Origin of the sequence: Umezawaea sp. Da 62-37, from assembly GCF_032460545.1 — a bacterium.
Taxonomy (GTDB): domain Bacteria; phylum Actinomycetota; class Actinomycetes; order Mycobacteriales; family Pseudonocardiaceae; genus Umezawaea.
Map to the genome: position 1 here is coordinate 2,407,344 of NZ_CP135965.1, position 26,249 is coordinate 2,433,592.

Sequence of the window (26,249 nt, forward strand, 5' to 3'; positions counted from 1 at the left end):
GACGCGAACGGGGCATCGGCCTTCGGGACGCGATGCCCGAGCAACCGCGCCGACATCCGACCGCGGCAGGACACGAGCCCTGCGCCCACCTGCCCCCGGACCGTCGCGCCACCGCGGACTTGGCGTGCGCTCCGCGGCACCGGGGCGGCAGCCGTCGCGGTGGCCGGTCGGTGAGCAGCGGTGTCGGCCTTCATCGCGCCACCGCCGCGGCTGCCGGTTCCGCCTCGTAGTGCCGGAGGAACAGCTGTTCCAGCGTGGGCGGGTGGCTGGCGAGGCTGCGCACGCCCGCCTGGGTGAGCGTGCGGAGCACGGCGTCGAGCTGGTCGGTGTCCACGTCGAAGTGGACCCGCGCCCCCTCGACCTTCAGGTCGTGCACGCCGGGCAGCGCGGCCAGGCCGTCGGGCGGGGAGGCGAGTTCGGCGGAGATGGCGGTGCGGGTGAGGTGGCGCAGTTCGGCGAGCGTGCCGGACTCGACGGTGCGGCCGTTGCGGACGATGCTCACCCGGTCGCAGAGCGCCTCCACCTCGGCGAGGATGTGGCTGGAGAGCAGGACCGTCCGACCCTGGACGCGCTCCTCCTGGACGCACTCCTGGAACACGGCCTCCATCAGCGGGTCCAGGCCGGACGTGGGTTCGTCGAAGACCAGCAGCTCGACGTCGGAGGCGAGGGCGGCCACCAGCGCCACCTTCTGCCGGTTGCCCTTGGAGTAGGCGCGCCCCTTCTTCCGGGGGTCCAGCTCGAACCGCTCCAGCAGCTCGGCGCGCCGGGTCGGGTCGAGCCCGCCGCGCAGCCTGCCGAGCAGGTCGATGACCTCGCCGCCGGACAGGGTCGGCCACAGCGTGACGTCGCCCGGCACGTAGGCCAGCCTGCGGTGCAGGGTGACCGCGTCCTTCCACGGGTCGCCGCCGAGCAGGCGGGTGGTGCCCGCGTCCGCCCGCAGCAGCCCCAGCAGCACCCGGATGGTGGTCGACTTGCCCGCGCCGTTGGGGCCGAGGAAGCCGTGGACCTCACCGGTGCGGACGGTCAGGTCGAGACCGTCCAGCGCACGCGTCGAGCCGTAGGCCTTGACCAGGCCCGACACGGATATCGCTTCTGTCATGACCCGTAAGCTACACTTGTTTCACAAATTCGTGAAGTTATGAAATCAGATAAGGTCCGGTCCCGAAACGGTCGAAGGGGATGATGCGGCGGTGACTGGAGTGGCGGAACGCGACGAACGGGCGGTAGTGCGCTTCATCGAGCGCTTCTCCTCCGTGTTCACCGATTCGGGCATGGCGCGGATGCCCGCGCGGGTCTTCGTGACCCTGCTCGTCAGCGAGTCGGGGCGGATGACCGCGGCCGAACTGGGCGAGGTGCTCCAGGTCTCCCCCGCCGCGATCTCCGGTGCCGTGCGCTACCTGAGCCAGGTGGAGTTGATCCGCCGCGAGCGCGAGGTGGGCTCGCGCCGCGACGTGTTCCAGGTCTCCGACGACGTCTGGTACGAGGCCGTGTTCCACAAGGACCAGATGCTCGACCGCTGGTCGGTGCCGCTCAAGGAGGGTGTCGAGACACTGGGTCCCGACACCCCCGCCGGCCGCCGGCTCAACGAGACGCTGGCGTTCTTCAAGTTCATCCACCAGGAGATGCCCGCGATGCTGAAGCGCTGGCACGCCTACCGGGCGGAGACCTTCGGCTCCTGAGCCCGCACCCGCGCCGCCGACGTGCCCAGCCCGGTCGGCGCACCGATCGCGCGCTTGGCCTCAGGCGCGCTCGGTGTCGTGACCACCGGTCCAGCTGAACCGGGCACATCCGTGCTCGGCGCGGTGATCACGGGTCCACTCGGGACAGCACCGACGGGCAGACTCGGCGCGGTGACGGCAGGCCCGGTCGGGATGGCACCCACCGGCGCACTCGGCGTCGTGACAACCGGTCCCGTCGGGACGGCACCCACGTGCGCACTCGGCGCGGTGGCCATCGGTCCATTCGGGACAGCACCCAGGGGCGGACTCGGCGCGGTGACCGCAGGTCCCGTCGGAATCGCCCCCACCGGCACGCTCGGCGCGGTGACGGCAGGCCCGGTCGGAATCGCCCCCACGGGCGCACTCGGCGTGGTGACAGCAGGTCCGGCCGGAACCCCACCCACCGGCACACTCGGCACCGTGACAGCCGGTCCCGCCGGAACCCCACCGACCGACGTACTCGGCACAGTGGCGACCGGCGCACCGGACACGGGTGCCGATGGGCGGACCGCGCCGGGAAGCCCGGCGCCCGAGACGGCGAGACCCGGCCTGCCCGCGCCGAACACGCCCGGCACCCGCAGCGCCGACGTGCCGAAGTCCGGCACGACGGCCGCGCGGTTGCGCTTCAGTTCGGCCTCGACGTACCGCACGCACTTGCGGTGCCACTCGAGGATGCCCGACATCCACTCCTTGAGGCCCTCGGCCTGCCGGGTGAGGATCGCGCGCACCTCGTCGTCCAGGTCGAACTCCTCGAACAGCGCGGGCAGGTCCTTCTCGATGATCTGCTCGAACTGCTCCATCCGCGCCGTCATCAGCTTCGCGACGATGTCGCGGGCGGTGATCCGGTCGACCTCGAGGAAGTTCTCCACCACCAGGACGATGTTGTGGACCTCGCCCTCGTACTCGATCTCCTTCTGGTAGCTGAACAGGTCGTTGGTGAAGCACGCGTAGTCCTGCGCAGCGGTCTCCATCTCCCGCATCACGCTGGTGTGGTAGATCTCGCGCGGCACGGAGTCCCAGTGCGCCAACCGGTTCAGGCTCATGGTCATGTCCGAGCCGAACGTCTTGCGCCGCATCTCGATGTAGTCCACCGGGTCGGGGACGCGGTGCTGCGCCTGGTTGAACACCTCCCAGACCCAGCTCTCCGTCATGTCCTCGACGGTCTTGCGGAACTCGCGCCGCGCGTCCACCGCCATCGGACCGGCCGTGCGCCGCCACAGGTCCTGCAACCCGCGCTCGATGGGGTTGGTCGGGTCCGGGGTGGCGCTGTCGTCCACCGGCATGAACAGCGCCAGCCGCTCGTTGCACAGCTTCGCCGCGGCGATGTTCCGCGCCGCGCCGAAGATCAACGGGAAGTAGTCGTCGCCGTAGGTGCCCCAGGCCAACCAGTCCGACGTCAGGTTCAGCTGGTCCTGGCTCGCGTCGGCGTGGATCATCGCCGCGCAGTGCGCGAAGTCGAAGCCGATGAACCGGCGCTCGTCCCAGACGCCGCCCTCGAACATGCCCATGTCGCGGGCCCAGCCCACCGCGTACCGGCGGGACTCGTCGATGTGCGGGCTGGTCCTGATCGGGAACGGCATGTGGAAGTCCGGCAGGGGCAGGTGCCCGACCTGTTCGAAGGGCCGGTGCGTGAACTGCTGCCTGCGGCGGCGCATGCCGGAGGCGGCGGGCGAGAACATCCGGTTCGCCGACGTGCCGAAGCCGGACGGTCCACCGAGGACGCTCGTGCCGGTGGCCGCCTCCTCGTTCATGTACCGGCTGGACACCGCGTGCCACTCGTGGCCGCCGGACTGCCAGTCCTGGAGGCCCTTCACGTACGCGGCCACGCCGAGCTGCTCGTGCGGCGGGATGCCGTGCTCGGCCATCAGCGCGGGGACCTCGACCAGCGCGGTGTTCTCGAACTGGTGCAGCCGCGAGGTGAGCAGCTCGTTGACCAGGTCGGCGGCCTGCTGGGTCGAGCAGCCGAGGAACTTCTCGAACACCAGCACGGCGTTCGAGTTCTCGCCCTCCTCCTCGACCTCGCGCTGGTAGGAGAACAGGTCGTTGCGCAGGTGCACGGCGTCGGAGAACGTGTCCGACAGCAGCCGCATCGACCGCAGCTCGGCCACGCTGTCCGGCACCTCGGCGCCGACCGCGTACTCGACCAGGCCTGCCGACCACGGCGCGCCGCCGACCCTGCGGCGCATCTGCACGTACTCGATCGGGTTCGCGACGCGGCCCAGCTCGATGTTGCCGAGCTCCCACATGGACTCGATCATCAGGTTGTGCGTCACGGTGGTGAACCGGCGGCGCCATCCGTCCGACATGGACGGCACGGTGCGCTTCCAGAGGTCGCGCAGGCCCTCCTCGGCGGGGTTCGTCGGCTTCGGCGAGGGCGCGCCGGGCGCGGTCATGAACAGCTCGAGGTGGTCCAGGTAGGCCTTCGCGCCCTTGAGGTCGCGGCTGTACTTGAACTGCTCGAGGAAGTGGTCGTCGAAGAAGAAGACCCACACGTACCAGTCGGTGATCAGGTCGAGCGCGTCGCCGTCGCAGTCCGGGTGCGTGTACGCGCACATGAGCGCGTAGTCCATCTTCGCCAGGGCGGCCTCGGTCCAGACGACACCACCGCCGGGTTTGGGCGAATCGAGCATTCCCATCCGCTCGGCCCAGGCCATGCTGTGATCGCGGGTGCGCTCCAGATGGGGGTTGAGCCTGGCCGGGTGGGGCAGGTAGAAATCGGGCAGCGTGAACGCCTGCATGAGCGGGGCTACTCCTTCGGGCCGGCTGCGGAGGGCTCGGATCAAAACCCTGGCAATCGGCCTAGCGCCCCGACAACGGCCATCCGAGCGGCACCCGGGTTCCACGGGGTGAATCAAGGACTACCGTGCGCGGCCGCACCCGCGTTCAGGGCAGCGAAACGGGCAGTCCGAAGGCCTCGAAGTGCTCCCGGCCGATGAACGACGTCACCACCGAGATGCGGTCGCCACGCAGGGTCAGCACGTTCACCGACCACGCCCGGAACACCCCCGCCTCCTCGTTCCACAGGTAGCAGGCGGCGGCCGGTTGACCGTTCCCGCTGGTGGGGAGGTGCTTCCACGCTCCGCAGCTGCCCATCGGGATCCTGGTGGCGAAGTCCGCGACGGCGTCGATCCCGCTGTACCAGCACGGCATGGGCGGCATCGACCAGGTGACGTCCTCGGTCAGCAGCGCCACGAGCGCGGCCGCGTCACCACGTTCGAGTGCCGACGAGTACCCGGCGACGATCCCGCGCACGCGGACGTCGTCGATCCCGCGCAGCGGCCGCTGCCCGCCGCGCTCCGGGACCTTCTCCGCGACGATCCGGCGGGCGCGCGCCAGCGCGGAGTTCACCGACGCGGTGGAGGTGGCCATCATCCCCGCGATCTCGGCGGCGGAGAAGCCGAGCACCTCGAACAGCAGCAGCGCCGCCCGCTGGTTGCCCGGCAGGTGCTGCAAGGCCGCGATGAACGCCAGCTCGACGGCCTCGCGCCGCTCGTAGCCCGCGTCGGGGTCGGTGTCCGGGTAGGGCCCGAGCCAGGCGACCTCGGTCAGCGGGGTGTCGCCCACCACGGCGTGCTCGCTCGACGGGCCGAGGTCCACCGGCAACGCCCGCCTGCCGCGGGTCTCGACCGTGTCCAGGCAGGTGCGGGTGGCCACGGTGTAGAGCCACGAGCGCAGTGAGCTGCGACCCTCGAAGCGCGCGAGCCCGCGCCAGGCGCGCAGCAGGGCGTCCTGCAACGCGTCGTCGGCGTCGTGGGTCGAGCCCAGCATCCGGTAGCAGTGGGCGTGCAGTTCGCGCCGCAGCGGACCGATGAGCCGGGTGAACGCCGCGTCGTCGCCCTCGCGCGCGCGGGCCAGGTCCGGGTCCTCCGCGGGTCGCGCCGAAAGAACTTCGCTCACGAGCGACGATTCTGCCCCATGTGGACGGTCACTACCCCCGAACAGCGATTTCCGATCCAGGAGGACCTGATGAACGACACGTCGACAGCCACCGCCGCGACGCTCCGCGTGCCCGGCGCCCTGCTGCACCACGAGGTCCGGGGCAGCGGGCCGCTGGTGCTGCTCGTCGGCGCGCCGATGGACGCCAGGTCGTTCGAGGCGCTGGCCGACCTGCTCGCCGTCGACCACACCGTGCTCACCACCGACCCGCGCGGCATCAACCGCAGCCCGGTCGACGACCCGGACCAGGACTCGACGCCGGAGACGCGCGCCGACGACCTCGCCCGGCTGCTGGTCCACGTCGACGCCGGTCCGGCCGTCGCGCTCGGCTCCAGCGGCGGCGCCGTCAGCGTGCTCGCCCTCGCGCAGGCCCGGCCGGACCTGGTGCACACCGTGATCGCGCACGAGCCGCCGCTGCTGGAGCTGCTCGAGGACCGCGACGAGCTGCGCGCGGGCACCGAGGACATCATCGCCACCCACCAGGCGGGCGACCCCGTGGGCGCCATGCGGAAGTTCCTGGCCCAGGCGAACATCTTCATGCCGGAGGAGGTGTTCCAGGTGGTGTTCGCCGGCGAGCGCTCCGCGCAGGACGTCGCCGACGCCGACTACCAGAACGCGCACATGATGCGGCCGACCGTCGCCTGGTCGCCCGACCTCGACGTGCTGCGCTCGACGGACGTCCGCGTGCTGGTCGGCCTCGGCGAGGACTCGGCGGACCAGATCTGCGACCGCACCTCGCGGGCGCTCTCCGCGCTGCTGGGCGTCGAGCCCACGATGTTCCCCGGCGACCACGTCGGCTTCGCGGGGAACCCCGCCGCGTTCGAGGCCCGGCTGCGCGCCGTGCTCAAGGAGGCGTGAGTGAAGGAGGACCTGCACGACTACCTGGTGAAGGCCCGCGAGGCCGTGCTGTGGAAGGTCGACGGGGTCTCCGGGTACGACGTCCGCCGCCCGCTGACGCCGACCGGCACGAACCTGCTGGGCCTGGTCAAGCACCTGACCTCGGTCGAGGTCGTCTACTTCGGCGTCGCCTTCGACCGGATGCCCGCGGAGCCGCCTCCGTGGGTGGGGGTGGAGGGCGAGCACAACGCGGACAAGTGGGCCGCGGCCGAGGAGTCGCGGGAGTACGTCGTCGACACCTACCGGCAGGCGTGCCTGCACTCGGACGCCACGATCGGGGCGCTGGAGCTGAATGCGCCCGCCTTCGTCGCGTGGTGGCCGGAGGAGCACCGGCGGACGACGCTGCACCGGGTGCTGGTGCACGTGATCGCCGAGTGCCACCGGCACGCCGGGCACGCCGACGTCGTGCGCGAACTCGTCGACGGGGAAGTCGGGGAGCAGCGCCGGGACGACTTCATGCCGCCGGTCGACCGGGCCTGGTGGGCCGAGTACGTGAACCGGCTGGAGTGCGTGGCGAAGGAAGCGGACCAGGGCTGACGAGGTGCCCGTACGTTCGACTCGGGGTGCCTGGAGGTTCGACACGGGGTGCCTGGGCGTTCGACTCGCGGCAGGCCGATGGGCCGCCCAGATCCCTGAGGGCGGCCCATCGGTTCGCGGGGGATCAGCCGGTGATCAGGCTGACCCCGTAGACGGACAGGATCTCGTTGACCGGCTGGAAGTAGGTCTCCCCGCCGGAGGTGCAGTCACCGGAGCCGCCGGACGTCACGCCCTGCGCCTCGGTGCCGCTGACCCAGGAACCGCCCGAGTCGCCGGGCTCGGCGCACGCGTTGGTCAGCGTGAGACCGGAGACCGAACCCTCCTGGTAGTTCACCGTCTGGTCCTTCGCCTGCACGGTGCCGCAGTGCCACCCGGTGGTCGAACCCGACCGGCACACCGACGCCCCCACGGCCGACTCGGTGGAGCCGGTGACCGTGACGTCCGGGTTGTCGTACCCGTCGACCGTCGGCGACGGCGTCCAGCCGCTGCTCGTCTTCACGTACGAGTAGTCGTTGCCGGGGAACGAGGAACCCTCGAACGTGCCCATCGGCGTGCTGCCCGAGGTGACGGAGGCGCCCGCGGACCCGCAGTGGCCCGCCGAGACGAACCCGCCGGACACGGCGAAGCCGATCGAGCACCGCGCAGCGTTGTCGATGAGGTAGGCGTCGCCGCCCACCACGTCGGCGTAGAGCCGCGGCGAGCGGTCGGTCTCCACGACGGACACCGGACCCGCGGCCTTGGCGACGTCGAGGAACTCCTGCGCCTCGGCGTCGACGGCGCCCTTCTTGACGGTGACCACGACGGCGTTGGCCCTGCCGTCGACGTACCAGCCCGTCACCGAGGCGGGCGCGCGGCCCGCCCGGTCGATCCTGTCCTTGGTCTCCGCCAACGTCGCCTCGGAGTTGGTGACGACCTTCGGTTCCGCGCCGAGGGACTTGACGACCCCGGTCTTGGCCGGGTCCGTGACCCCCACGACGAGCTTCCCGCTCGCCTCGTCGAACCACGCCCCGCCGAACGCGCCACCCGTGAACTGCACCACCGCCTTCTGGGTAGCCGCGGCCGTCCGCTCCTGCTCCAGACGTGCCTTGGCCTGATCGGCGTCCAAGCCGAGGTCGCGCTTGTAGGCGGCCAGCACCGCGCCGGACGGTTCCGACGACGCCTGGTCGGCGTGCGCCGGTGCCGTCCCCGGTACCAGCGTGATCGCCGCGAGCACTGTGGCTCCGGCCACCCGCGCAACACTCGTGCGAATCATCCAGTTCTCCTCTTCCTCGCCTGCAGGGACGCCCCCGAGGGGGCCAGCAGAACCGGAGCTGAGCCGAACGGCGCAACTTGGACGGCGGGTGTAACGACCGCCGACCGGACCGCGATGAGGAGATCGACCACGCTGCAACGTGGCCGCACGTACGACACGACACGAGACCCGCGTCCCCAACGGCCCTGAACTGCCCGCCCCAGTTCCGGTGCTCCTGGTGGGTGACGCTATGCAGGCGTGCCCGGAAAAGGTTAGGGCCGTCGGACGGTATCGACCCCTTGGGTGGCTGAAGTAGACGGGCACGCGCGTCCCCGGTGATCGGGACCTCCAAACACGTGTCCGGTTTTCGCATGTCAACGGGTAATTGTCCGTTGCAAGGTTGCGACGATCGGTGCTACTGCCCGGCGTGGAATGTCACGAATATCTTCTGTGACCGGTCGATCACAGCTTCACCCGTTCGCGCGAACGTCCCATCCCTGCAGCCCAGCCGCTCGGCTTGCCGAGCGGCGGGGCCACCTTGTCTTGAGGGAGACACCTGCAATGGGAGACGCTCGGATCACCAGACGACTGGCCGGATTGGGCATGGCCGCCACCGCGGCCGTCGCGTTGGCCATCACCGTCGCCGCACCCGCGTCGGCACAGGGCCAGATCCTCGGCGCGGACCGCGCCGACGCCGTCAAGGACAGCTACATCGTCACGCTCAAGGAGAGCGAGTCGCCGAAGGCCAAGTCCTCGGAGACCGCGGGGTCGCTGACCCAGAAGTACGGTGGCCAGGTCCGCGCGGCGTTCAAGCACGCGATCAACGGCTTCTCCGCCACGATGTCCGCCGACCAGGCCCGCAAGCTCGCCGCGGACCCCCGCGTGTCCTACGTGCAGCAGGACGCCGTGGTCAAGCTGGCCGACACCCAGACGCCGACGCCCTCGTGGGGCCTCGACCGGATCGACCAGCAGGACCTGCCGCTGGACAACAGCTACTCCTACAGCACGACGGCGTCGAACGTGCACGCCTACATCATCGACACCGGTGTGCGCACCACGCACACCACGTTCGGCGGGCGCGCGGTGTGGGGCACCAACACCGCGGGTGACGGCAACAACACCGACTGCAACGGCCACGGCACGCACGTGGCGGGCAACGTCGGCGGCTCCGAGTACGGCGTGGCGAAGGGCGTCTCCATCGTCGCCGTCAAGGTGCTGAACTGCGCGGGCTCCGGCACCACCGCGGGCGTCGTCGCGGGCATCGACTGGGTGACCGCGAACGCCATCAAGCCGGCTGTCGCGAACATGAGCCTCGGTGGCGGTGTCGACGCCACGCTCGACTCCGCTGTCGCGAACTCCATCTCCTCGGGCGTCACCTACGCGATCGCGTCGGGCAACTCCAACGCGGACGCGTGCAGCTTCTCCCCCGCCCGCGTGCCCACGGCCATCACCGTGAACGCGTCGACGCGCACCGACGCGCGCGCCTCGTTCTCGAACTACGGCACCTGCACCGACATCTTCGCGCCGGGCCAGGACATCACCTCGTCCTGGAACACCAACGACACCGCGACGAACACCATCAGCGGCACGTCGATGGCCACCCCGCACGTGGCCGGTGGCGCCGCGCTCTACCTGGCGGCCAACCCGACGGCGACCCCCGCCGCCGTGTCCGCCGCCCTGGTCGCGGCCGCGACCAGCGGCAAGATCACCAGCCCCGGCAGCGGTTCGCCGAACAAGCTGCTCTTCACCGGCGGCGGCGGCACGCCCGGCACCCCCTCGGTCACCAACCCCGGTGCCCAGGCCACCACCGTCGGCACGGCCGTGAGCCTGCAGCTCTCGGCCTCCAACGGCACCTCGCCCTACACCTGGACCGCCACCGGCCTCCCGGCAGGCCTGTCGATCAGCTCCTCGGGCCTGATCTCCGGCACGCCGACCACCACGGGCACCTACTCGGTGACGGCGACGGCGACCGACGCCGCGGCCAAGACGGCCTCGACGACGTTCTCCTGGGTCGTCAACCCGGTCGGTTCGGACTGCCCCGCGGCCACCAACGGCACCGACGTGGCGATCCCGGACAACTCCGACGTGAGCAGCTCCATCGCGCTCACCTGCTCGGGCACCGCGTCCACGACCACCAAGGTCACCGTCGCCATCGTCCACACCTACATCGGCGACCTGATCGTCGACCTGGTGGCGCCGGACGGCTCCGTCTACAACCTGCACAACCGCAGCGGCAGCGGCACCGACAACATCAACCAGACCTACACGGTCAACGCTTCGAGCGAGGCCATCTCGGGTACCTGGAAGCTCAGGGTCCGCGACCAGGCGAGCCTCGACACGGGTCGCATCGACTCCTGGACCCTGGACGCCTGATAGCGGAGCCCTTCACCTGAACAACCCGTCGGCAGGACCACCCCGCCCATCTCCGGGGTGATCCTCCGACGGTCCCACAGCACGGAAAAGGCTGTCCTGCTCAGCGCAGGACGGCCTTTGTGCCGTTCTCCCTACAGTTCCACGCCCAGCAGCGCGTCCACCGCGGTCCGCACGAGCGCCGGGGACGAGTGGTCCGAGCCGCCCGTCGCCAGCGCTTCAGCCGCCCAGGCGTCCACGGCGGCGAGCGCGCGCGGGGTGTCGAGGTCGTTGCCGAGGTGGTCGCGCAGGCGCGCGATGGTGTCCTCGGCGGACGGGCCCGCGACCAGCGCCGTCGCGGAACGCCAGCGCGCCAGCCGTTCCAGCGCCTCGGCCAGCAGCCCGTCGCTCCACGGCCGGTCGGTGCGGTAGTGCCCGGCGAACAGCGCCAGCCGGACCGCGTTCGGGTCGACGTCCTGGGCCCGCAGCTTCGACACGAAGACCAGGTTCCCCCTGGACTTCGACATCTTCTCCCCGTCGAGCCCGATCATCCCCGCGTGCACGTAGTGCCGGGCGAACGGGTGCTCCCCCGTCAACGCCTCCGCGTGCGCGGAGCTGTACTCGTGGTGCGGGAAGATCAGGTCGGATCCCCCGCCCTGCACGTCGAACGCCGTGCCCAGCCGGTTGAGCGCGATCGCGCTGCACTCGATGTGCCAGCCCGGCCGACCCGCGCCGAAGTCCGACGCCCACGAGGGCTCACCCGGACGCTCCATCCGCCACAGCAGGGCGTCGAGCGGGTGGCGCTTGCCGGGCCGGTCCGGGTCCCCGCCGCGCTCGGCGAAGAACCGCAGCATCGTCTCCTGGTCGTAGTTCGACTCGTAGCCGAACCGGCCGGTGACGGCGTGGTCGAAGTACAGGTCGGGGTACTCCGCGTCGTCGACCCGGTAGGCGGAGCCGTCGGCGACGAGCTTGGCGATGGCCTCGACGATCTCCGGGATCGCCTCGACCGCCCCGACGTACTCGCGCGGCGGCACGACCCGCAGCGCCTCCATGTCCTCGCGGAACAGCGCGGTCTCGCGCATGCCCAGCACGACCCAGTCGTCCTGGTCGCGGGCCGCGCGCTCCAGCAGCGGGTCGTCGATGTCCGTGACGTTCTGCACGTAGTGCACGTCGTGGCCGTTGTCGAGCCACACCCGGTGCATGAGGTCGAAGGCGAGGTACGTGGCCGCGTGCCCGAGGTGCGTCGCGTCGTACGGCGTGATGCCGCAGACGTACGACCTGGCGGTGTCGCCCGGCGCGGTGGGGCGGACCTCGCCCGTGGCCGTGTCGAACAACCGCAGGGGTCGGGGCTCGCCCGCTACCCGCGGCACAGGAATGGAAGACCAGGTCTGCATGTCCTCGACCCTAACCCGAGTGCTCGACCTCGGCGGACTTCTCGTCCTCTGGGACGCTGGTCACAGGCTTTCGCGCCAGCTTGCTCGGCCACCAGACGGCGCGCCCGATGTCCACGGTGAGCGCGGGCACGAGCAGCGAGCGCACGACGAGGGTGTCCAGCAGCACGCCGAACGCCACCAGGAACGCGATCTGGGCGAGGAACAGGATGGGCAGCACGGCGAGGGCGGCGAACGTCGCGGCGAGCACCACGCCCGCCGAGGTGATCACGCCGCCGGTGACCGACAGGCCGAGCAGGGTGCCCTGGCGGGTGCCGTGCCGCAGCGACTCCTCGCGCACCCTGGTCATCAGGAAGATGTTGTAGTCGATCCCCAGCGCCACCAGGAAGACGAACGCGAACAGCGGCACGCTCGGGTCCGCGCCGGGGAAGTCCAGCACGTGGTTGAACACGAGCGCGGACACACCGAGGGTCGCGGCGAACGACAGCACGACGGTCGCGATCAGCAGCAGCGGGGCCAGCAGCGCCCGCAGCAGCAGCGAGAGGATCAGGAAGATCACCAGCAGCACCACCGGGATGATCACCCGCAGGTCGCGCTTCGCGGTGTCCTGCACGTCGACCTGGATCGCCGTGACACCGCCGACGATGGCGCCGCCGACCGGGTGCAGGTCGGTGCGGAGCTGCCGCAGCGCCGCCGTCGCGTCCGCGCTGTCGGCGGGCGCCTTGAGCGTGGCGAGCAGCTCGACCCTGCCGTCGACGACCTTGCCGCCCGACGGCGCGACCTCGGCGACACCCGGCACCGCCTTGGCCTTGGCCACCGCGTCCTGCGCGGCGGCCTGGTCGACGACGATCACCGCGGGCGACCCGGTGCCGCCGTCGAAGTGCTTGGTCAGCACCTCCTGGCCGGTCACCGACTCGACCGGGTTGAGGAAGAAGTCGGTCTGCGCCACGCCGTTCGCCTTGAGCTGCGGCACGAACGCGATCCCGATCAGCAGCACCAGCGTCGTCAGGATCCAGGTCGCGCGGGCACGGCGGCCGACCAGCGCGGACACCCGCTGCCAGAGGCCGTTCTCCTTGTGCGCCACCGTGTCGAACTTCGGCCGGAACGGCCAGAACGCCGCCCGGCCGAGCAGCGCGAGCATCGCGGGCAGGAACGTGAGCGTGGCGATCAGCGAGGCCGCGATGCCGATCGCGGCCACCGGACCGAGGCCCTGGTTGGACTTCAGGTCCGACAGCAGCAGGCAAAGCAGGCCGATGATCACGGTCCCGGCGGACGCCACGATCGGCTCCAGCGACGACCTCATGGCCGTGCGCAGGGAACTCCACCTGTCCTCGTGCCGGTGCAACTCCTCCCGGAACCGCGCGACGAGCAGCAGCGAGTAGTCCGTGGAGGCGCCGAACACGAGGATGAACAGGATGCCCTGGCTCTGCCCGTTGAGGGTCAGCACGTCCTCGCGGGCGAGCAGGTACACGGCGATGACCGCCAGGCACAGCGCCAGGCCCGCGTTGAGGATCACCACCAGCGGCAGCAGCGGACTGCGGTAGACCACCAGCAGGATCAGCGCGACCACGACGGCCGTGACGAGCAGCAGCAGGCCGTCGATGCCGCCGAACGCGTTGGCGAAGTCGCCCAGGATGCCCGCGGGACCGGTGACGTAGACCGACAGCCCACCGGGCAGGCCCTCCCGGACGGAGTCGCGCAACTCCTCGACGACCTCGGTGATCTCCGAGCCCACGGGCTTGAGCGGCACGATCACCTGCGCCGCCTTGCCGTCCTCGGCGGGCACGGGCCCGACGACCTTGCCGGACAGGCCGTCGAACGACGTGAGCGCCCTGGCCCGGTCCCCGATCGCGCCCAGGTCCTCCTGCGTCAGCCCGCCCTCGCGCTCGAACACGACGAGCGCGGGCAGCGACTCCTGGTCGGCGAAGCGCTTCTGCCAGTCCGCGACCTCGGTGGCCTCCGCCGACGCGGGCAGGAACGACGCGTTGTCGTTCTTCTGCACCTCCGACAACTTGCCCTGCAACGGGCCACCGACACCGCCGACGGCCAGCCAGACGACAACCAGGAGCGCGGGCAGGACCCAGCGGAGCCACTTCATGGTGCAGAAGGCTAAGTGGCCGTGATCAGGTCCGCCTGACGGGTGGGGTCACATATCGGACAAGGCCGCCCCGCCACCTGTCGACGTACGCCACCGCCTACCCGACGCGCAGCAAGCACAGGCCGCCCCCACCCGACTCACAGCGCCCCACCTCCCTGTCCGACGCGCAGCAAGGATGCCCCGTCGGCGCAGCCGATGCCTTGTCCGACGCGCAGCAAGGATGCCCTGTCGGGCGCAGCCCGATGCTGGCGAAGCCAGACCCACCCCCTGCCCCCGATCCACAGCGCCCTCCTGCTTGATCCTGCTTGTCAAGACATCTTTCCCGCCTTGACAAGCAGGATCAAGCATTGAGACAATCGCGCACCGGGGGCCGGGCTTCGTTCCTTCCCTTGACCACCCGAACCGGAACCCAAGAACGGACAACTCCCCGGCTGACCGATTGCCGCCACCTCCCCACGGGTGGAGCATGGACGCCGCTCACGTCCTGCGACGAGGGAGGCGGCATGACCGCGCTCAGGCCCACACCGGTGATCCCCCATCCCGGCGCCGCCCGACCACGACCCAAGGGCTCGCTGCTGCTCTCGCTGTTCAGGACCACCGACCCGAAGCAGATCGGCATCCTCTACCTGGTCACGTCGTTCGCGTTCTTCATGGTCGGCGGCGTGATGGCGCTGCTGATGCGCGGCGAGCTGGCGAGGCCCGGACTCCAGTTCCTGTCGAACGAGCAGTACAACCAGCTGTTCACCATGCACGGCACGATCATGCTGCTGCTCTACGCGACCCCGATCCTGTTCGGCTTCGCCAACTACGTCCTGCCGTTGCAGATCGGCGCCCCGGACGTGGCGTTCCCGCGGCTCAACGCGTTCTCCTACTGGCTGTTCCTGTTCGGCGGCCTGATCGTCCTGTCGTCGTTCCTGACCCCCGGCGGCGCGCCCGACTTCGGCTGGACCGCGTACACGCCGCTGAGCAGCGCCATCCACTCCCCCGGCATCGGCGCGGACCTGTGGATCATGGGGCTGGCCGTCAGCGGCCTCGGCACGATCCTCGGCGGCGTCAACATGACCACGACCGTCGTGTGCCTGCGCGCGCCCGGCATGACGATGTGGCGGATGCCGATCTTCACCTGGAACATCCTGGTGACCAGCATCCTGATCCTGCTGGCGTTCCCGATCCTCACCGCGGCCCTGCTCGGCCTGGCCGCCGACCGCCACCTCGGCGCGCACGTGTTCGACCCCGCCAACGGCGGCGTCATCCTGTGGCAGCACCTGTTCTGGTTCTTCGGCCACCCCGAGGTCTACATCGTGGCGCTGCCGTTCTTCGGCATCATCACCGAGATCATCCCGGTGTTCAGCCGCAAACCGCTGTTCGGGTACAAGGGCATGGTGTTCGCGACGCTCGCCATCGCCATGCTGTCGGTGGCCGTGTGGGCGCACCACATGTACGCGACCGGCGCCGTGCTGCTGCCGTTCTTCTCGGCGATGACGTTCCTGATCTCCGTGCCGACCGGCATCAAGTTCTTCAACTGGATCGGCACGATGTGGCGCGGCCAGGTCACGTTCGAGACGCCCATGCTGTTCAGCGTCGGCTTCCTGGTCACGTTCCTGCTCGGCGGGCTCACCGGCATCCTGCTGGCGTCGCCGCCGATCGACTTCCACGTCACCGACACGTACTTCGTCGTCGCGCACTTCCACTACGTGCTGTTCGGCACCATCGTGTTCGCCACCTACGCCGGGATCTACTTCTGGTTCCCCAAGATGACCGGCCGGATGCTCCACGAGGGCCTGGGGAAGGTGCACTTCTGGACCACGTTCATCGGCTTCCACCTGACGTTCCTCATCCAGCACTGGCTGGGCAACGAGGGCATGCCCAGGCGCTACGCCGACTACCTGCCCGGCGACGGGTTCACCTTCCTCAACACCCTCTCCACCATCGGCGCCTTCCTCCTCGGCGCCTCCGTCCTCCCGTTCGTGTACAACGTCTTCCGCAGCTACCGCTTCGGCGACGCCACCACCGCCGACGACCCGTGGGGGTTCGGGAACTCGCTGGAATGGGCCACCACCTCACCCCCGCCGCGGCACAACTTCCTGGAGCTGCCCCGGATCCGGTCGGAGCGGCCCGCGTTCGAGCTGCACTACCCGCACATGGTCGACCGGATGCGCGACGAGTCGCACTTCTCGCTGCTGAAGCCGGGCAAGCACCGGGTCGGCCGGGACCGGACGACGGAGACCACGCTGGCGGCGGACCGCGAGCCTAGGAAGCCCTGAGGTCCCCGCGCAGCACTGCCACCCGCTCCTCGGGCAGGTCAAGACCGGCCAGCAGGTCGAGCGCCGCCTCCCGGTCGAGGTCGCCGTACACGTCGTGCAGGCTGCCCCGCAGCCCGTGGAACAGGGCTTCGTGCAGGGCGGGCGTGCCCGCGGCCCTGCGGTAGAGGTCGTGCTTGAGCCGCCACGGCACCGGTCCGGACACCACCAGCACCCGCCGCGCGCGCCGCAACGGCCCCTCGGCCAGCTCGTCGAGCCCCACGACCACCTCGGCGAAGGCGGTCTCCACACTCGCCGGGTCCTCGAACCAGTCGACCCACAACGCGTAGGTCACCGGCTCGGCCGAGTCCGGGTGCTCCAGCCGGTCCCGGAACGCCTGCCAGAGCAGGTGCTCGGTGGCGGGGTCGAGCGGCGTGACCTTCAGGTACATCGCCACCGCGTACTGGTCGAGCAGGTCCAGCAGCCCGAGCGCCACCCGCACCCGCCCGGCGTTGTCCAGGTCCGGGTCCTCCAGCGCCTTGTCGGTCCACTCGTGCGCCACGTCGTTGGCGCTCAGCGGTTCCTCGTCGCCTTCGGCCGTCAGGCGCACCCACGCCCCGTCCACCGGCGTCACACCGCGCTCGGCCAACCAGTCCCGCGCCACCCGCGCGCCTTCGGAGTCCACCGGACCAGTGTGGGCGGTCGGCGGTGGAAAGCGCTCGGGCACCCCCGATCGGAGGTGCCCGAGCGCCCGGAACGTCGGCTACCGGCGCTTGCGCGCCCGCAGGTAGTCGCTCACCACAGCCGCCCCGAGCCCGTCCTCGTCCGGCGCCACCACGCGCCCGCCACTGCGGCGGGCCACGGTGTCGACGAAAGCCGCCAACCGGGGGTCATCACCCAGCTTGAACACGGTGATCGACGCGCCGAGCTTGGCGATGTTGTCGACCTCCACCAGCGTCTTGCCCAACGTGCGCGGCAGCGGCGGGTAGTGGAACTCCGCCTCGCCGCTCGGCTCCAGGTGCGCGGTGGGTTCGCCGTCGGTGACGACCAGCACGACCGGCTGGGCGTCGGGGTGGCGGCGGAGGTGCCTGCCCGCCAGCAGGAGGGCGTGGTGCAGGTTGGTGCCCTGCTCCCACACCCCCTCCAACGACGTGAGCCCGCCGATGTCGACGGTCTCGGCGTGCCTGCCGAACGTGATGAGCTCCAGCGCGTCCGTGCGGAACCTGGTGCGCACCAGGTGGTGCAGCGCCAGCGCGGTGCGCTTCATCGGCACCCAGCGGCCGTCCTGGACCATCGACCACGACGTGTCGACGCACAGCGCGATGACCGCGCGGGACCGCTGCTCGGTCTCGGTGATCTCCACGTCGACCACGTCCAACTTCACCGGCCCGCCGCCGCTGCGGAGCACCGCGTTGGTGACCGTGCGCGGAACGTTCCACGGCTCGGAGTCGCCGAACTGCCACGGCCTGGTGCTGCCGATCGGTTCACCGGCCGCGCCCGCCCGGTTGTTGTCGCGGTCGCCGCGCGGGGTGCGGACGCTGTCGACGACACCGCGCAGCGCGGCCTCGCCCAAGCGCCGCAACGCCTTCGGGGTCAGCCGGAGGTCGCCGTCGGGGCCCCGTTCGAGCAGGTTCTGGTCGCGCAGCTGGCGTTCGAGTTCGGCGAGCCGCCGGGCGTCCACCCCGGCCTCGGCACCGAGCTGGCGGACGAGCGACTCGACGTCGATGTCCTCCAGCCTGGCTCCGGGGTAGGACTGGCCGAGCTGTTCGGCGAGCGCGTCCAGGTCGGCGAGGTCCGACATGGCCTGGGCGCCTTCGCCGAGCCCCAGCGGGTTGTTGCCGCGGAAGCGGGCGGAGCCGTTCCAGTCCTCGCCGGGACGCAGGCCTTGCAGCAGCGAGTCCAAAGTGGACAGCTGCTGGCCGACGCCGGAGTTGCCGAACGCCTGCTGCGACAGCGCGGCCAGCTCGGCGCGCTGCTCGTCGCTCATCGAGTTCATCATCCGCTGCGCGGCGGCGGACCGCGCGGCCAGCGCGTCGATCAACTCATCGACGTTGCGCGGGTTCTCCGGGAAGAACTCGCCGTGCTCGGCCATGAACTCGTCGAACCGGCGCGGGGTGTCCTCGTCCCCGGCCGCGTGTCCGGCGAGCAGCTCGTTGAGGTCGGACAGCATCTCCTGGACGCGCTGGACGTCGCCCTGGTCGACGTTCGCCATCGCCTCCTTCATGCCCTGGAAGCGCTGGTCCATCAGCTCGCGACCGAGCAGGTTCTGGATCTTCTCGTAGGACTCGCGCGCCTCGGAGGAGCGCCAGTCGTACTCGGCCAGGTCCCGCACGGCCGCCGCGGTGCCCGGAGGCAGCGCGTCGAGCTGCGCCTCGCGGAACCGGGCGTCGTCGGTCGGCTCGGGGAACAGCGTCCGCCGCTCGGCGCTCAGCGCCTCGGACAGCAGCCGCTGGACCTCCTGGAGCGTCCCGTCCAGCCGGTGGCGGCGCTGGATGTCCGACCGCTTCTTCCAGAGCTTGCCCATCAGGTCGTCGAGCCCGCGGGTGCCGTCCATGCCGCGGCGCAGCAGCTCGCGCAGCGCGGCGGCGGGTGATGAGCCCTCCATGACCTCGCGGCCGAGCTCGTCCATGGCCGCGCGCAGATCCGTCGGCGGCGCCAACGGGTCGGGGCCGTCCACATAGCGGCCGTAGCGGTAACCGCTCATCCGTACACCGATCGATCGTCGTCGCTGTCCTTGCCGATCTGCCTGGTCAGGTAGAGCGACTCCAGCGCCAGCTCGACGGCGGAGGCGATCCGGCCCACCGGGTCCTTGGGGCCGACGCCGACGCGGGCCGCGACCTCGTGCAGCACCGGCAGCTCCGGCAGCGCGGCGAGCATGTCGCTCGCGTGCACCCGCTCGCCGGTGGCCACGGGGTGGCCGTCGGTGACGGCGTCGGCCAGCGACTTCAGGTTGAGGCCCGCGAACGTGGAGCGCGCGGTGTCGGCGATCGAGCGGCGCAGCAGGTGCGTGAGGATCTCGATCTCACGGCCCTCCTCGCCCGCCTCGAACTCGAGCTTGCCGCGCAGCACCTCGGGCACCGACTCCAGGTCGACCGGGCGGGCCACCGCGGGCGTCTCGCCGATCAGCGCCGAACGGCGCAGCGCGGACGCGGCGACGGTCTCGGCGGCCGCGACGGCGAACCGCGCGGACACGCCGGAGCGCTGGTCGATCGACGACGACTCGCGCAGGTGCCGCACGAACCTGGCGACGACCTCGACCAGGTGGTCGCCGACCTCGGCGACCAGCTCGGCCTCCTGGCGGACCAGGTCGACCTCGGCGCCGATCTCCAACGGGTAGTGCGTGCGGATCTCGGCGCCGAACCGGTCCTTGAGCGGCGTGATGATCCGGCCGCGGTTGGTGTAGTCCTCGGGGTTCGCGGTCGCGACGAGCAGCACGTCCAGCGGCAGCCGCAGCGTGTAGCCGCGGACCTGGATGTCGCGCTCCTCCATCACGTTGAGCAGCGACACCTGGATGCGCTCGGCCAGGTCGGGCAGCTCGTTGATGGCGATGATGCCGCGGTGCGAGCGCGGCAGCAGTCCGTAGTGGATGGTCTCGGGGTCGCCGAGGCTGCGGCCCTGGGCGACCTTGACCGGGTCGACGTCGCCGACGAGGTCACCGACGGAGGTGTCCGGCGTCGCGAGCTTCTCGGCGTAGCGCTGGTCGCGGTGTCGCCAGACGACGGGCAGCTCGTCGCCCAGCTCCTCGGCGCGGCGCTTCGATTCGGGGGAGATGGGCTCCAGCGGGTGTTCGCCCAGCTCGGAGCCCTCGATGACGGGGGTCCACTCGTCGAGCAGGCCGATCAGGGTGCGCAGCAGCCGGGTCTTGCCCTGGCCGCGCTCGCCGAGCAGCACGAAGTCGTGCCCGGCGAGCAGCGCGCGTTCGAGCTGCGGGATCACGGTGCGGTCGAAACCGACGATGCCCGGCCACGGGTTGCTCCCGGTGCGCAGGGCGGTCAGCAGGTTCTCCCGGATTTCGATCTTCACGCTGCGGGGCAGGTGGCCCGCGGCGCGGAGCTCGCCCGCGGTACGGGGAAGTGCGGAGGAGACGGTCACCCGTTCGACGCTACGCACGTTTGCCGGAATGGTCGACGTGGAGCGGCTCCAGCCGTGCCGCACGCGTCCGTTTCCTCCCGTTCGGGCGGAACGGCCACACGTTCGTCACGGTCTGCCGGGAGTACCCCCCGGACGGACGCGTCGAGGGCAGAATGCCCTCACCATGGACAACCACGACATCGGAGCGGTAGTGAGCGGCAGCGTCGACTTCAGGTGGTCACCCGAACCGGCGGACTGGGGCGACGCGCTGCGATCCGCGGTGCCGATGTTCCGCTGGGCGACCTGGTTCTCGGTGGTGGTGGCCGCCGGGTCGGTCGTGCTGCTGCTCTCCGGGCAGACCGCCCCCGGCCTGTTCGGGCTCGGGGCGGCCGTCGTCGTCGCGGTGCTCGTGCCCGTCCAGGTCCGGATCGACTTCGGCGGCCACCCGTTGGCCGCGGGCACGGTCACGGCGACCGCGGACGACCACTCGCTGCGGATGACCGTGGGCGAGGCGGCGCGCAGCGAACTGCCGTGGGCGCACCTCCCGACGTGGACGGAGACCCGCCGCGGGTTCATCCTGCGCACCGAGGCGGGCGCACGGGGTCCGATGTACGCGGTGCCCCACCGCGCGTTCGAGGACAACGGCGACCGCAACCGTTTTCGCGACCTGCTCGTCCGCCACGTGGGACCGGCCGCCTGAGCGCGGAGCACCGCACCGGAGGCAGTAACCTTGGTCAGCGTGTCTTGTGCGAGTGCGACGCTGGTCGTGTGGACCTCCGCGTGGCTGCATGGTGCAGCCGCTGCCGACGACGTCCTTGACGCCCTCCAAGAATGGGCGGACCTGCACGAAGTGGTGGCCGACGACGACGGCACCGCCACCGCGCTGGACCTCCCCGGCCCCGACGAGGCCCCCGTCGGCCCGGCGCTGCTGCTCGCGTCGCTGAGGCGCGCGGGCACCACCACCGGCAGGCTGGCCCTCCCCGTTCCGGGTGACGTCCGCGGACTGGGAGGCAAGGGCCCGCTGAGCACCTGCGCGCTGCGCGCGGGTGAGGCGGTCGTCCTGCCCGACACCGGCGTCGGCCTGGTCCCGAAGATCGTCGCCGACGGCGTCATGCGCTGGACCGTGTTCGACCTGCCGTCCGCCTCCGGCGCCGAGCACGTGCCGATCGGCGAGGCAGAGCACGGCATGGCGAGCGCGATGCGGCAGGCGGCGACGGCGCTGGTCACGCTGGACGTCGCCAGGCACCGCCCGAACGTGCGCGAGGAGATCGCCGCGCTGTCCACCAAGCACTCGAAGCTGGAGTGGCCGGCAGGCATGCCGCCGCGTGCCGTGCGCGTCCTGCAACGCGCCGCCGAGGTCGCCGCGATCCTCGAGGTGGCCGCGGGCGACTCCCCCGGCAACGCCAAGTCGGCCTCCGCCATGCAGGCCCGCGACGACGCCCTGCGCCCGTTGTCGGAGGCTGTGCGGCGGGCTCGGTGCGCCGCTGTCGAGGAGGCGGTGCGGGTGCTGTCGGACCAGGCCGCGGGGCTGCACTAGGGCCTGTTCAGCCGCCGGAGGTGGCGCGCAGCAGCACCGTCAGCTCCTGCGCCTTCCCCACGTCCCCGAGACCGCCGTACCCCGCCACGGCCTCCCGCAGGTACCCCGAGCCCAGTTCCCGGTCCCCCGCCCCCAGCAGGCACCTCCCCACCCCCTCCAACGCCCGCGCCCCCTCCAGCAGGCTGTGCGTGGGCGCGAACGCCTGCGCCGTCCGGAACTCCCGCGAGGCGTCCGCCACGTCACCGGACTCCAGGAACAGGAAGCCCCGGTGGTTGTGCACCTCGGCCAGTCCGAGGTGGTCGTCCAGCTCGGCGTAGTGGTCGAGCGCCTCCTGGAAGTGCTCGTGCGCGCGGACCCGGTTGTCGAGCTGGTACCAGGTGACGCCGAGGTTCTTCTCGGCGTTGGCGACGCCGATGGTGTCCCCCGCGCCGCGGTACAGCTCCAGGGCCTCCTCCAGCACCACGCGCGACCGGCGTCGCCAGGTGCTCCCGAACGGCTCGACCGACCGGAGGTTGGCGACCTTGCCCTGCTCGTTGCGGGCGTTGCCGCGGCCGATGCGGACGTCGTCCTCGGGCAGTTCACCAGCCAGCCCGCCGATCGCCCGGTAGGCCCGCTCCAGGGTCGAGTACGCCACTTCGTACCGACCCAGCAGGCGGTTCACGATCCCCAGGTCGTTCAGCGCCACGGCGTGGTCACGGGGGCTGTGCAGGCCGAGCGCCAGCTCCGCCGCGGCGGTGTGCAGCTCGACGGCCGTCTCCCACGGGCCCTCGTGCCGCAGGAACCCGGCGATCGCGTCGGTCAGCGACACCACCCCGTCGTCCAGCCGCTCCCGGCCGCGCGCGACCCGCAGGCACGCCAGCACGTTGGCCCGTTCCGACTTGAACCACGCCAGCGCCCGCGCCCGCAGCTCCGGGTCCGGCACGCCGGACCGATCGGCGCCCGGCCGCCGGTGCCGGGTCAGCAGCGGCTCCACCGGGGCGGCCACCGCGACCGCCTCCCGCCGGTAGTGGCACAGCAACCGGCGCAGCGCGACGTCGTGATCGGCCTCCGGGGTGCTCCCGTCGACGTCCAGCAACGGGAACCCCGCCACCGTGCGCTGGAACCGCTCGTGCAGCCGGTAGCGGTCGCCGTCGCGGGCGATCAGCACGCCCTCCTCCAGCACCGCCAGCGCCTCCCGCACCTCCGCCTCCTCGCGGCCGGCCAGCGCCCCGGCCGCCGCCGCGTCGAAGTCCGGCCCCGGATGCAGGGCGAGGTGCCTCAGCAGGTGCCGCGCGGCCGGACCGATCCGGTCGTACGCCTGCTCGAACGCGGGCGTCGGCCGGTCGCCCTCCTCGACGGGATCGGGCACCTGGGCCAGCAGGCCTCCCACCGACAACGCCTCGGTGTGCAGGCGCGCGCCGTGCAGCCGGATCTCCTGCGGCGAATACCGGCACCGGCGGACCAGCTCCCGCGCGGACACCCGCTCGTCGTCGGACAGCTCCCGCCCGGAGCACCGGCGCAGCAGCGTCACCGCGTCCTCGGAGGGGAACGCGCCCAGCTCCAGGTGCTGCGCGTCCACCCTCGCCCGCAGCTCGTCGTGCGGCGACCGGCTCACCACCAGCACCACCAGGAACGGGCAGTCCCGCCGGTCAGGAAGCAGCCGCAGCACCTGCTCGGCGCTGTCCACGTTGTCCAGCACCAGCAGCACCCGACTGCCCGCCACCCGGCTCCGCCACAACGACCGCAGCCCCGCCGCCGACCCCGACTGCCGCGCCCCGACGTCCGGATCCGCCAGCAGCTGCGCCAGGTCGTCCTCGGGCGTGCCGTCCTCCGCACCCCCGACGTCGAGGTACAGCGGCCAGTCGAACCAGTCACCCATCAGGTGCCCGAACCGCAGCACCAGCTCGGTCTTCCCGATCCCCGCCGGACCGTGCACGACGTGCACGACCGGACCCGGCCGCTCCAGCGCCCAGGTGATCGCGAGCAGCAGCCCGTTCAACTCCGCGGACCGCCCGGTGAACACCTTCGTGTACCCCGGCAACCTGTTCGCTGGCTCCGACCGACCCACGACCAGCGGCGCGTTCAGCACACCGACCTGCACGATCCGCCCCGCCACCACCTCCGCGACGTCGTTGCGCACCTCGCGCACCGGACGGCGGCCGAACACCAGCGCCACCACGGCCAGGAGCACGACGAGCAGACCCCACACGCGGGCGTTCGAGGGCAGGGCGAGGAGCGCGACGCAGGCGACCACGCCTCCGCCGACCACGACCCACCGACTCGCACCCATCGACCGCCTCCCGCGGGACAGGTCCTGGTACTACCAGGCGGATCGGGGGCCGTCCTCCTATTGCGGCGGAATGGCCTAGTACTTCCCCGACCTCTTCGCCGGCTCGCAGCACAACGGCGCGCAAGGAGCCCCGTTCACGGTGCACCCGGCGGCGGTGAAGTCCGACAGCTTCCGCGGCTCCAGCCCCTCCGTGTGCTCCCGCACCAGCTCCACCACCAGCTCCGCGAACCGCGGATCGCCGTTGGGCGTGGCGGCGCGGGCGAAGGCCATTCCCAGCTCACCGGCCCGCTCGCGCGCCTCGGTGTCCAGGTCCCACACGACTTCCAGGTGGTCGCTGACGAAACCGATGGGGCACAGCAGGACCCCGGTCACGCCGTTCTTGTGCAGGGCCTCGACGTGGTCGACGATGTCGGGCTCCAACCACGGGATGCGGGGCGGGCCGGAGCGGGACTGCCAGACGACGTCGTACTCGTCGCGGCCGACGGCGGAGGCGACGAGGCGGGAGGCCTCCGCTATCTGGCGCGAGTACCGGTTGCCGCCCTCGGACGGGGGGCCCGCGGCGTTGTCGGCGGAGACCGGCACCGAGTGCGCGGTGAACACCAGCCGGTGGTCGGCGGGCAGGTCGACGGCGGCCGCGCGCACGGCGTCGGCGAAGGCGTCGATGAACAGCGGGTGGTCGAAGAACTGGCGCAGCTTCACCAGTTCGGGGGCGTCCGGCACGGCGGCGCGGGCGCGTGAGATGTCCTCGTCGTACTGCCTGCACGCCGAGTACCCGCCGTACGCGCTGGTCGGGAACACCAGCGCGCGGCGAACGCCCGCGGCCTTCATCTCGGCGAGGGTGTCCTCGACCATGGGGTGCCAGTTGCGGTTGCCGAAGTGGATCGGCAGGTCGAAACCGGTCGCGCGGACGGCCTCGATGGCGGCGAGGTTGAGGGCGTTGATGGGTGAGACGCCGCCGAAGTGCTGGTAGTGCGCCTCGACCTCGTCCAGCCGTTCGGGTGGTACACCTCGGCCCCTGGTGACGTTCTCCAGGAATGGACGGACGTCCGCTGGTCCTTCCGGGCCCCCGAACGACAACCAGAGCAGCGCGTCGTAACTCACCGCTACATCCTGGCCCTGACTTCGAAATCGTGCACAACCGGGTCGACGTGCTCATGATCACGTCGACCCGGTCGGGCGAAACCTAGAGCCCCAGGAAGTGCACGCCGCCGTCGACGAAGACCATGGAGCCGGTGGTGGCCGGGAACCAGTCGGACAACAGGCCGCACACGGACTGCGCGACCGGCGTCGGGTCGTCGACGTTCCAGCCGAGCGGGGCCTTCTCGGCCCACATCGCCTCGAGGTCGGCGAAGCCGGGGATGGACTTGGCGGCCATCGTGCGCACCGGACCGGCGGACACGAGGTTGACCCGGATGCCGTGCTCGCCGAGGTCGCGCGCGAGGTACCGGTTGATCGACTCGAACGCGGCCTTGGCCGGGCCCATCCAGTTGTAGGCGGGCCACACCTGGCGGGCGTCGAAGTCGAGGCCGACGATCGAACTGCCCCTGGTCAGCAGCGGCAGCGCGGCGGCGGCGAGCGCCTTGTACGAGTACGCGGACACGTGCATCGCCGTGGCCACGTCCTCCCACGGCGCGTCCATGAACGGCGCGCCGAGGCAGCTCGGCGGCGCGTAGCCGACGGCGTGCACGAGTCCGTCGAGGCCGTCCAGGTGCTCGCGCACCCGGTCGGCCAGCGTGTCGAGGTGCTCCTGGTTCTGCACGTCCAGTTCCACGACCGGCGCGGGTTTCGGCAGCCGCTTCGCGATGCGCTCGACCAGGCTCATCCGGCCAAACCCGGTCAGCACTACCTCGGCGCCCTGCTCCTGCGCGACCTTGGCGACGTGGAAGGCGATCGACGCGTCGGTGATGACACCGGTGATGAGCAATCGCTTGCCTTCGAGCAGTCCCGTCACTTACTTCCTCCGTTTGCGTGGTTG

General features: G+C 71.2%; 18 protein-coding genes and 1 pseudogene. 7 read left to right on the forward strand and 12 right to left on the reverse strand.

Annotation, left to right across the window (positions count from 1 at the left end; genetic code table 11):
- Positions 1-190: 190 nt before the first annotated feature.
- Positions 191-1,099 (reverse strand): ABC transporter ATP-binding protein, encoded by a 909-nt coding sequence (locus RM788_RS10435; RefSeq protein WP_315931399.1) that lies wholly within the window; start codon positions 1,097-1,099, stop codon positions 191-193.
- Between the two features lie 91 nt (positions 1,100-1,190).
- Here RM788_RS10435 and RM788_RS10440 point away from each other — a divergent pair, with 91 nt between their 5' ends.
- A complete protein-coding gene (locus RM788_RS10440; RefSeq protein ID WP_315931400.1) occupies positions 1,191-1,679 on the forward strand; it encodes a GbsR/MarR family transcriptional regulator in 489 nt (162 codons plus the stop codon).
- A gap of 611 nt (positions 1,680-2,290) precedes the next feature.
- Here the strand turns inward: RM788_RS10440 and RM788_RS10445 are convergent.
- Together RM788_RS10445 and RM788_RS10450 are read right to left on the reverse strand one after the other, a co-directional pair.
- Positions 2,291-4,456, reverse strand: a pseudogene (locus tag RM788_RS10445) (germacradienol/geosmin synthase); the annotation flags it as partial.
- A gap of 145 nt (positions 4,457-4,601) precedes the next feature.
- Positions 4,602-5,615 (reverse strand): sigma-70 family RNA polymerase sigma factor, encoded by a 1,014-nt coding sequence (locus RM788_RS10450; RefSeq protein ID WP_315931401.1) that lies wholly within the window; start codon positions 5,613-5,615, stop codon positions 4,602-4,604.
- Between the two features lie 69 nt (positions 5,616-5,684).
- Between RM788_RS10450 and RM788_RS10455 the strand changes: the two genes are divergently transcribed.
- Together RM788_RS10455 and RM788_RS10460 are read left to right on the forward strand one after the other, a co-directional pair.
- Entirely contained in the window at positions 5,685-6,512 is an 828-nt protein-coding gene (locus RM788_RS10455; protein WP_315931402.1) for an alpha/beta fold hydrolase, read from the forward strand.
- On the forward strand, positions 6,513-7,088 hold the full coding sequence (locus RM788_RS10460; RefSeq protein WP_315931403.1) for a DinB family protein: 576 nt from the start codon (positions 6,513-6,515) through the stop codon (positions 7,086-7,088). It abuts the gene before it with no gap.
- Positions 7,089-7,212: 124 nt separating this feature from the next.
- Here RM788_RS10460 and RM788_RS10465 read toward each other — a convergent pair whose 3' ends face one another.
- Positions 7,213-8,340, reverse strand: coding sequence for a S1 family peptidase (locus RM788_RS10465; RefSeq protein ID WP_315931404.1), 1,128 nt, complete (start codon positions 8,338-8,340; stop codon positions 7,213-7,215).
- A gap of 540 nt (positions 8,341-8,880) precedes the next feature.
- On the opposite strand from RM788_RS10465, the gene RM788_RS10470 reads away from it, so the two are divergent.
- Complete coding sequence (locus tag RM788_RS10470) at positions 8,881-10,692, forward strand: S8 family serine peptidase (RefSeq protein WP_315931405.1); 1,812 nt, start codon at positions 8,881-8,883, stop codon at positions 10,690-10,692.
- Between the two features lie 131 nt (positions 10,693-10,823).
- On the opposite strand, the gene mshC is transcribed toward RM788_RS10470, so the two are convergent.
- Both mshC and RM788_RS10480 read right to left on the reverse strand, forming a co-directional pair.
- Positions 10,824-12,062, reverse strand: a complete 1,239-nt coding sequence (gene mshC, locus RM788_RS10475) for a cysteine--1-D-myo-inosityl 2-amino-2-deoxy-alpha-D-glucopyranoside ligase (RefSeq protein WP_315931406.1) — start codon at positions 12,060-12,062, stop codon at positions 10,824-10,826.
- Between the two features lie 10 nt (positions 12,063-12,072).
- Positions 12,073-14,157, reverse strand: a complete 2,085-nt coding sequence (locus RM788_RS10480) for an MMPL family transporter (RefSeq protein WP_315931407.1) — start codon at positions 14,155-14,157, stop codon at positions 12,073-12,075.
- A gap of 503 nt (positions 14,158-14,660) precedes the next feature.
- Between RM788_RS10480 and ctaD the strand changes: the two genes are divergently transcribed.
- Entirely contained in the window at positions 14,661-16,421 is a 1,761-nt protein-coding gene (ctaD, locus tag RM788_RS10485) for an aa3-type cytochrome oxidase subunit I (protein WP_315931408.1), read from the forward strand.
- Here ctaD and RM788_RS10490 read toward each other — a convergent pair.
- From RM788_RS10490 to RM788_RS10500, 3 genes are all read right to left on the reverse strand, one after another.
- Complete coding sequence (locus RM788_RS10490; protein ID WP_315931409.1) at positions 16,408-17,082, reverse strand: hypothetical protein; 675 nt, start codon at positions 17,080-17,082, stop codon at positions 16,408-16,410. The genes ctaD and RM788_RS10490 overlap by 14 nt on opposite strands.
- A 78-nt stretch (positions 17,083-17,160) precedes the next feature.
- On the reverse strand, positions 17,161-19,101 hold the full coding sequence (locus tag RM788_RS10495) for a vWA domain-containing protein (protein ID WP_315931410.1): 1,941 nt from the start codon (positions 19,099-19,101) through the stop codon (positions 17,161-17,163).
- Positions 19,098-20,489: a sigma 54-interacting transcriptional regulator gene (locus RM788_RS10500; RefSeq protein ID WP_315931411.1), complete on the reverse strand. Its 1,392-nt coding sequence runs from the start codon at positions 20,487-20,489 to the stop codon at positions 19,098-19,100. The genes RM788_RS10495 and RM788_RS10500 overlap by 4 nt, the downstream gene beginning before the upstream one ends.
- A gap of 163 nt (positions 20,490-20,652) precedes the next feature.
- Between RM788_RS10500 and RM788_RS10505 the strand changes: the two genes are divergently transcribed.
- Both RM788_RS10505 and RM788_RS10510 read left to right on the forward strand, forming a co-directional pair.
- The gene (locus tag RM788_RS10505; RefSeq protein WP_315931412.1) at positions 20,653-21,168 is read left to right on the forward strand and encodes a YcxB family protein; all 516 of its coding nucleotides are present in this window, start codon (positions 20,653-20,655) and stop codon (positions 21,166-21,168) included.
- Positions 21,169-21,207: 39 nt separating this feature from the next.
- Positions 21,208-22,005, forward strand: a complete 798-nt coding sequence (locus RM788_RS10510; RefSeq protein WP_315931413.1) for an Rv1486c family protein — start codon at positions 21,208-21,210, stop codon at positions 22,003-22,005.
- Between the two features lie 7 nt (positions 22,006-22,012).
- Here RM788_RS10510 and RM788_RS10515 read toward each other — a convergent pair whose 3' ends face one another.
- The 3 genes from RM788_RS10515 to fabI form a co-directional block, all read right to left on the reverse strand.
- Positions 22,013-24,274 carry a tetratricopeptide repeat protein gene (locus RM788_RS10515; RefSeq protein ID WP_315931414.1) on the reverse strand — a complete coding sequence of 754 codons (2,262 nt, stop codon included), beginning with the start codon at positions 24,272-24,274 and terminating at the stop codon, positions 22,013-22,015.
- Positions 24,275-24,349: 75 nt separating this feature from the next.
- Complete coding sequence (locus RM788_RS10520; RefSeq protein ID WP_315931415.1) at positions 24,350-25,375, reverse strand: ferrochelatase; 1,026 nt, start codon at positions 25,373-25,375, stop codon at positions 24,350-24,352.
- Between the two features lie 82 nt (positions 25,376-25,457).
- The gene (fabI, locus tag RM788_RS10525; RefSeq protein WP_315931416.1) at positions 25,458-26,225 is read right to left on the reverse strand and encodes an enoyl-ACP reductase FabI; all 768 of its coding nucleotides are present in this window, start codon (positions 26,223-26,225) and stop codon (positions 25,458-25,460) included.
- Between the last annotated feature and the right edge of the window lie 24 nt (positions 26,226-26,249).

Coding starts and splice junctions, on each gene's coding strand:
- RM788_RS10435 (WP_315931399.1), bottom strand. CDS start 1,099: ATGACAGAAGCGATATCCGTGTCGGGCCTGGTCAAGGCCTACGGCTCG.
- RM788_RS10455 (WP_315931402.1), top strand. CDS start 5,685: ATGAACGACACGTCGACAGCCACCGCCGCGACGCTCCGCGTGCCCGGC.
- RM788_RS10465 (WP_315931404.1), bottom strand. CDS start 8,340: ATGATTCGCACGAGTGTTGCGCGGGTGGCCGGAGCCACAGTGCTCGCG.
- RM788_RS10470 (WP_315931405.1), top strand. CDS start 8,881: ATGGGAGACGCTCGGATCACCAGACGACTGGCCGGATTGGGCATGGCC.
- mshC (WP_315931406.1), bottom strand. CDS start 12,062: ATGCAGACCTGGTCTTCCATTCCTGTGCCGCGGGTAGCGGGCGAGCCC.
- RM788_RS10480 (WP_315931407.1), bottom strand. CDS start 14,157: ATGAAGTGGCTCCGCTGGGTCCTGCCCGCGCTCCTGGTTGTCGTCTGG.
- ctaD (WP_315931408.1), top strand. CDS start 14,661: ATGACCGCGCTCAGGCCCACACCGGTGATCCCCCATCCCGGCGCCGCC.
- RM788_RS10495 (WP_315931410.1), bottom strand. CDS start 19,101: ATGAGCGGTTACCGCTACGGCCGCTATGTGGACGGCCCCGACCCGTTG.
- RM788_RS10505 (WP_315931412.1), top strand. CDS start 20,653: ATGGACAACCACGACATCGGAGCGGTAGTGAGCGGCAGCGTCGACTTC.
- RM788_RS10515 (WP_315931414.1), bottom strand. CDS start 24,274: ATGGGTGCGAGTCGGTGGGTCGTGGTCGGCGGAGGCGTGGTCGCCTGC.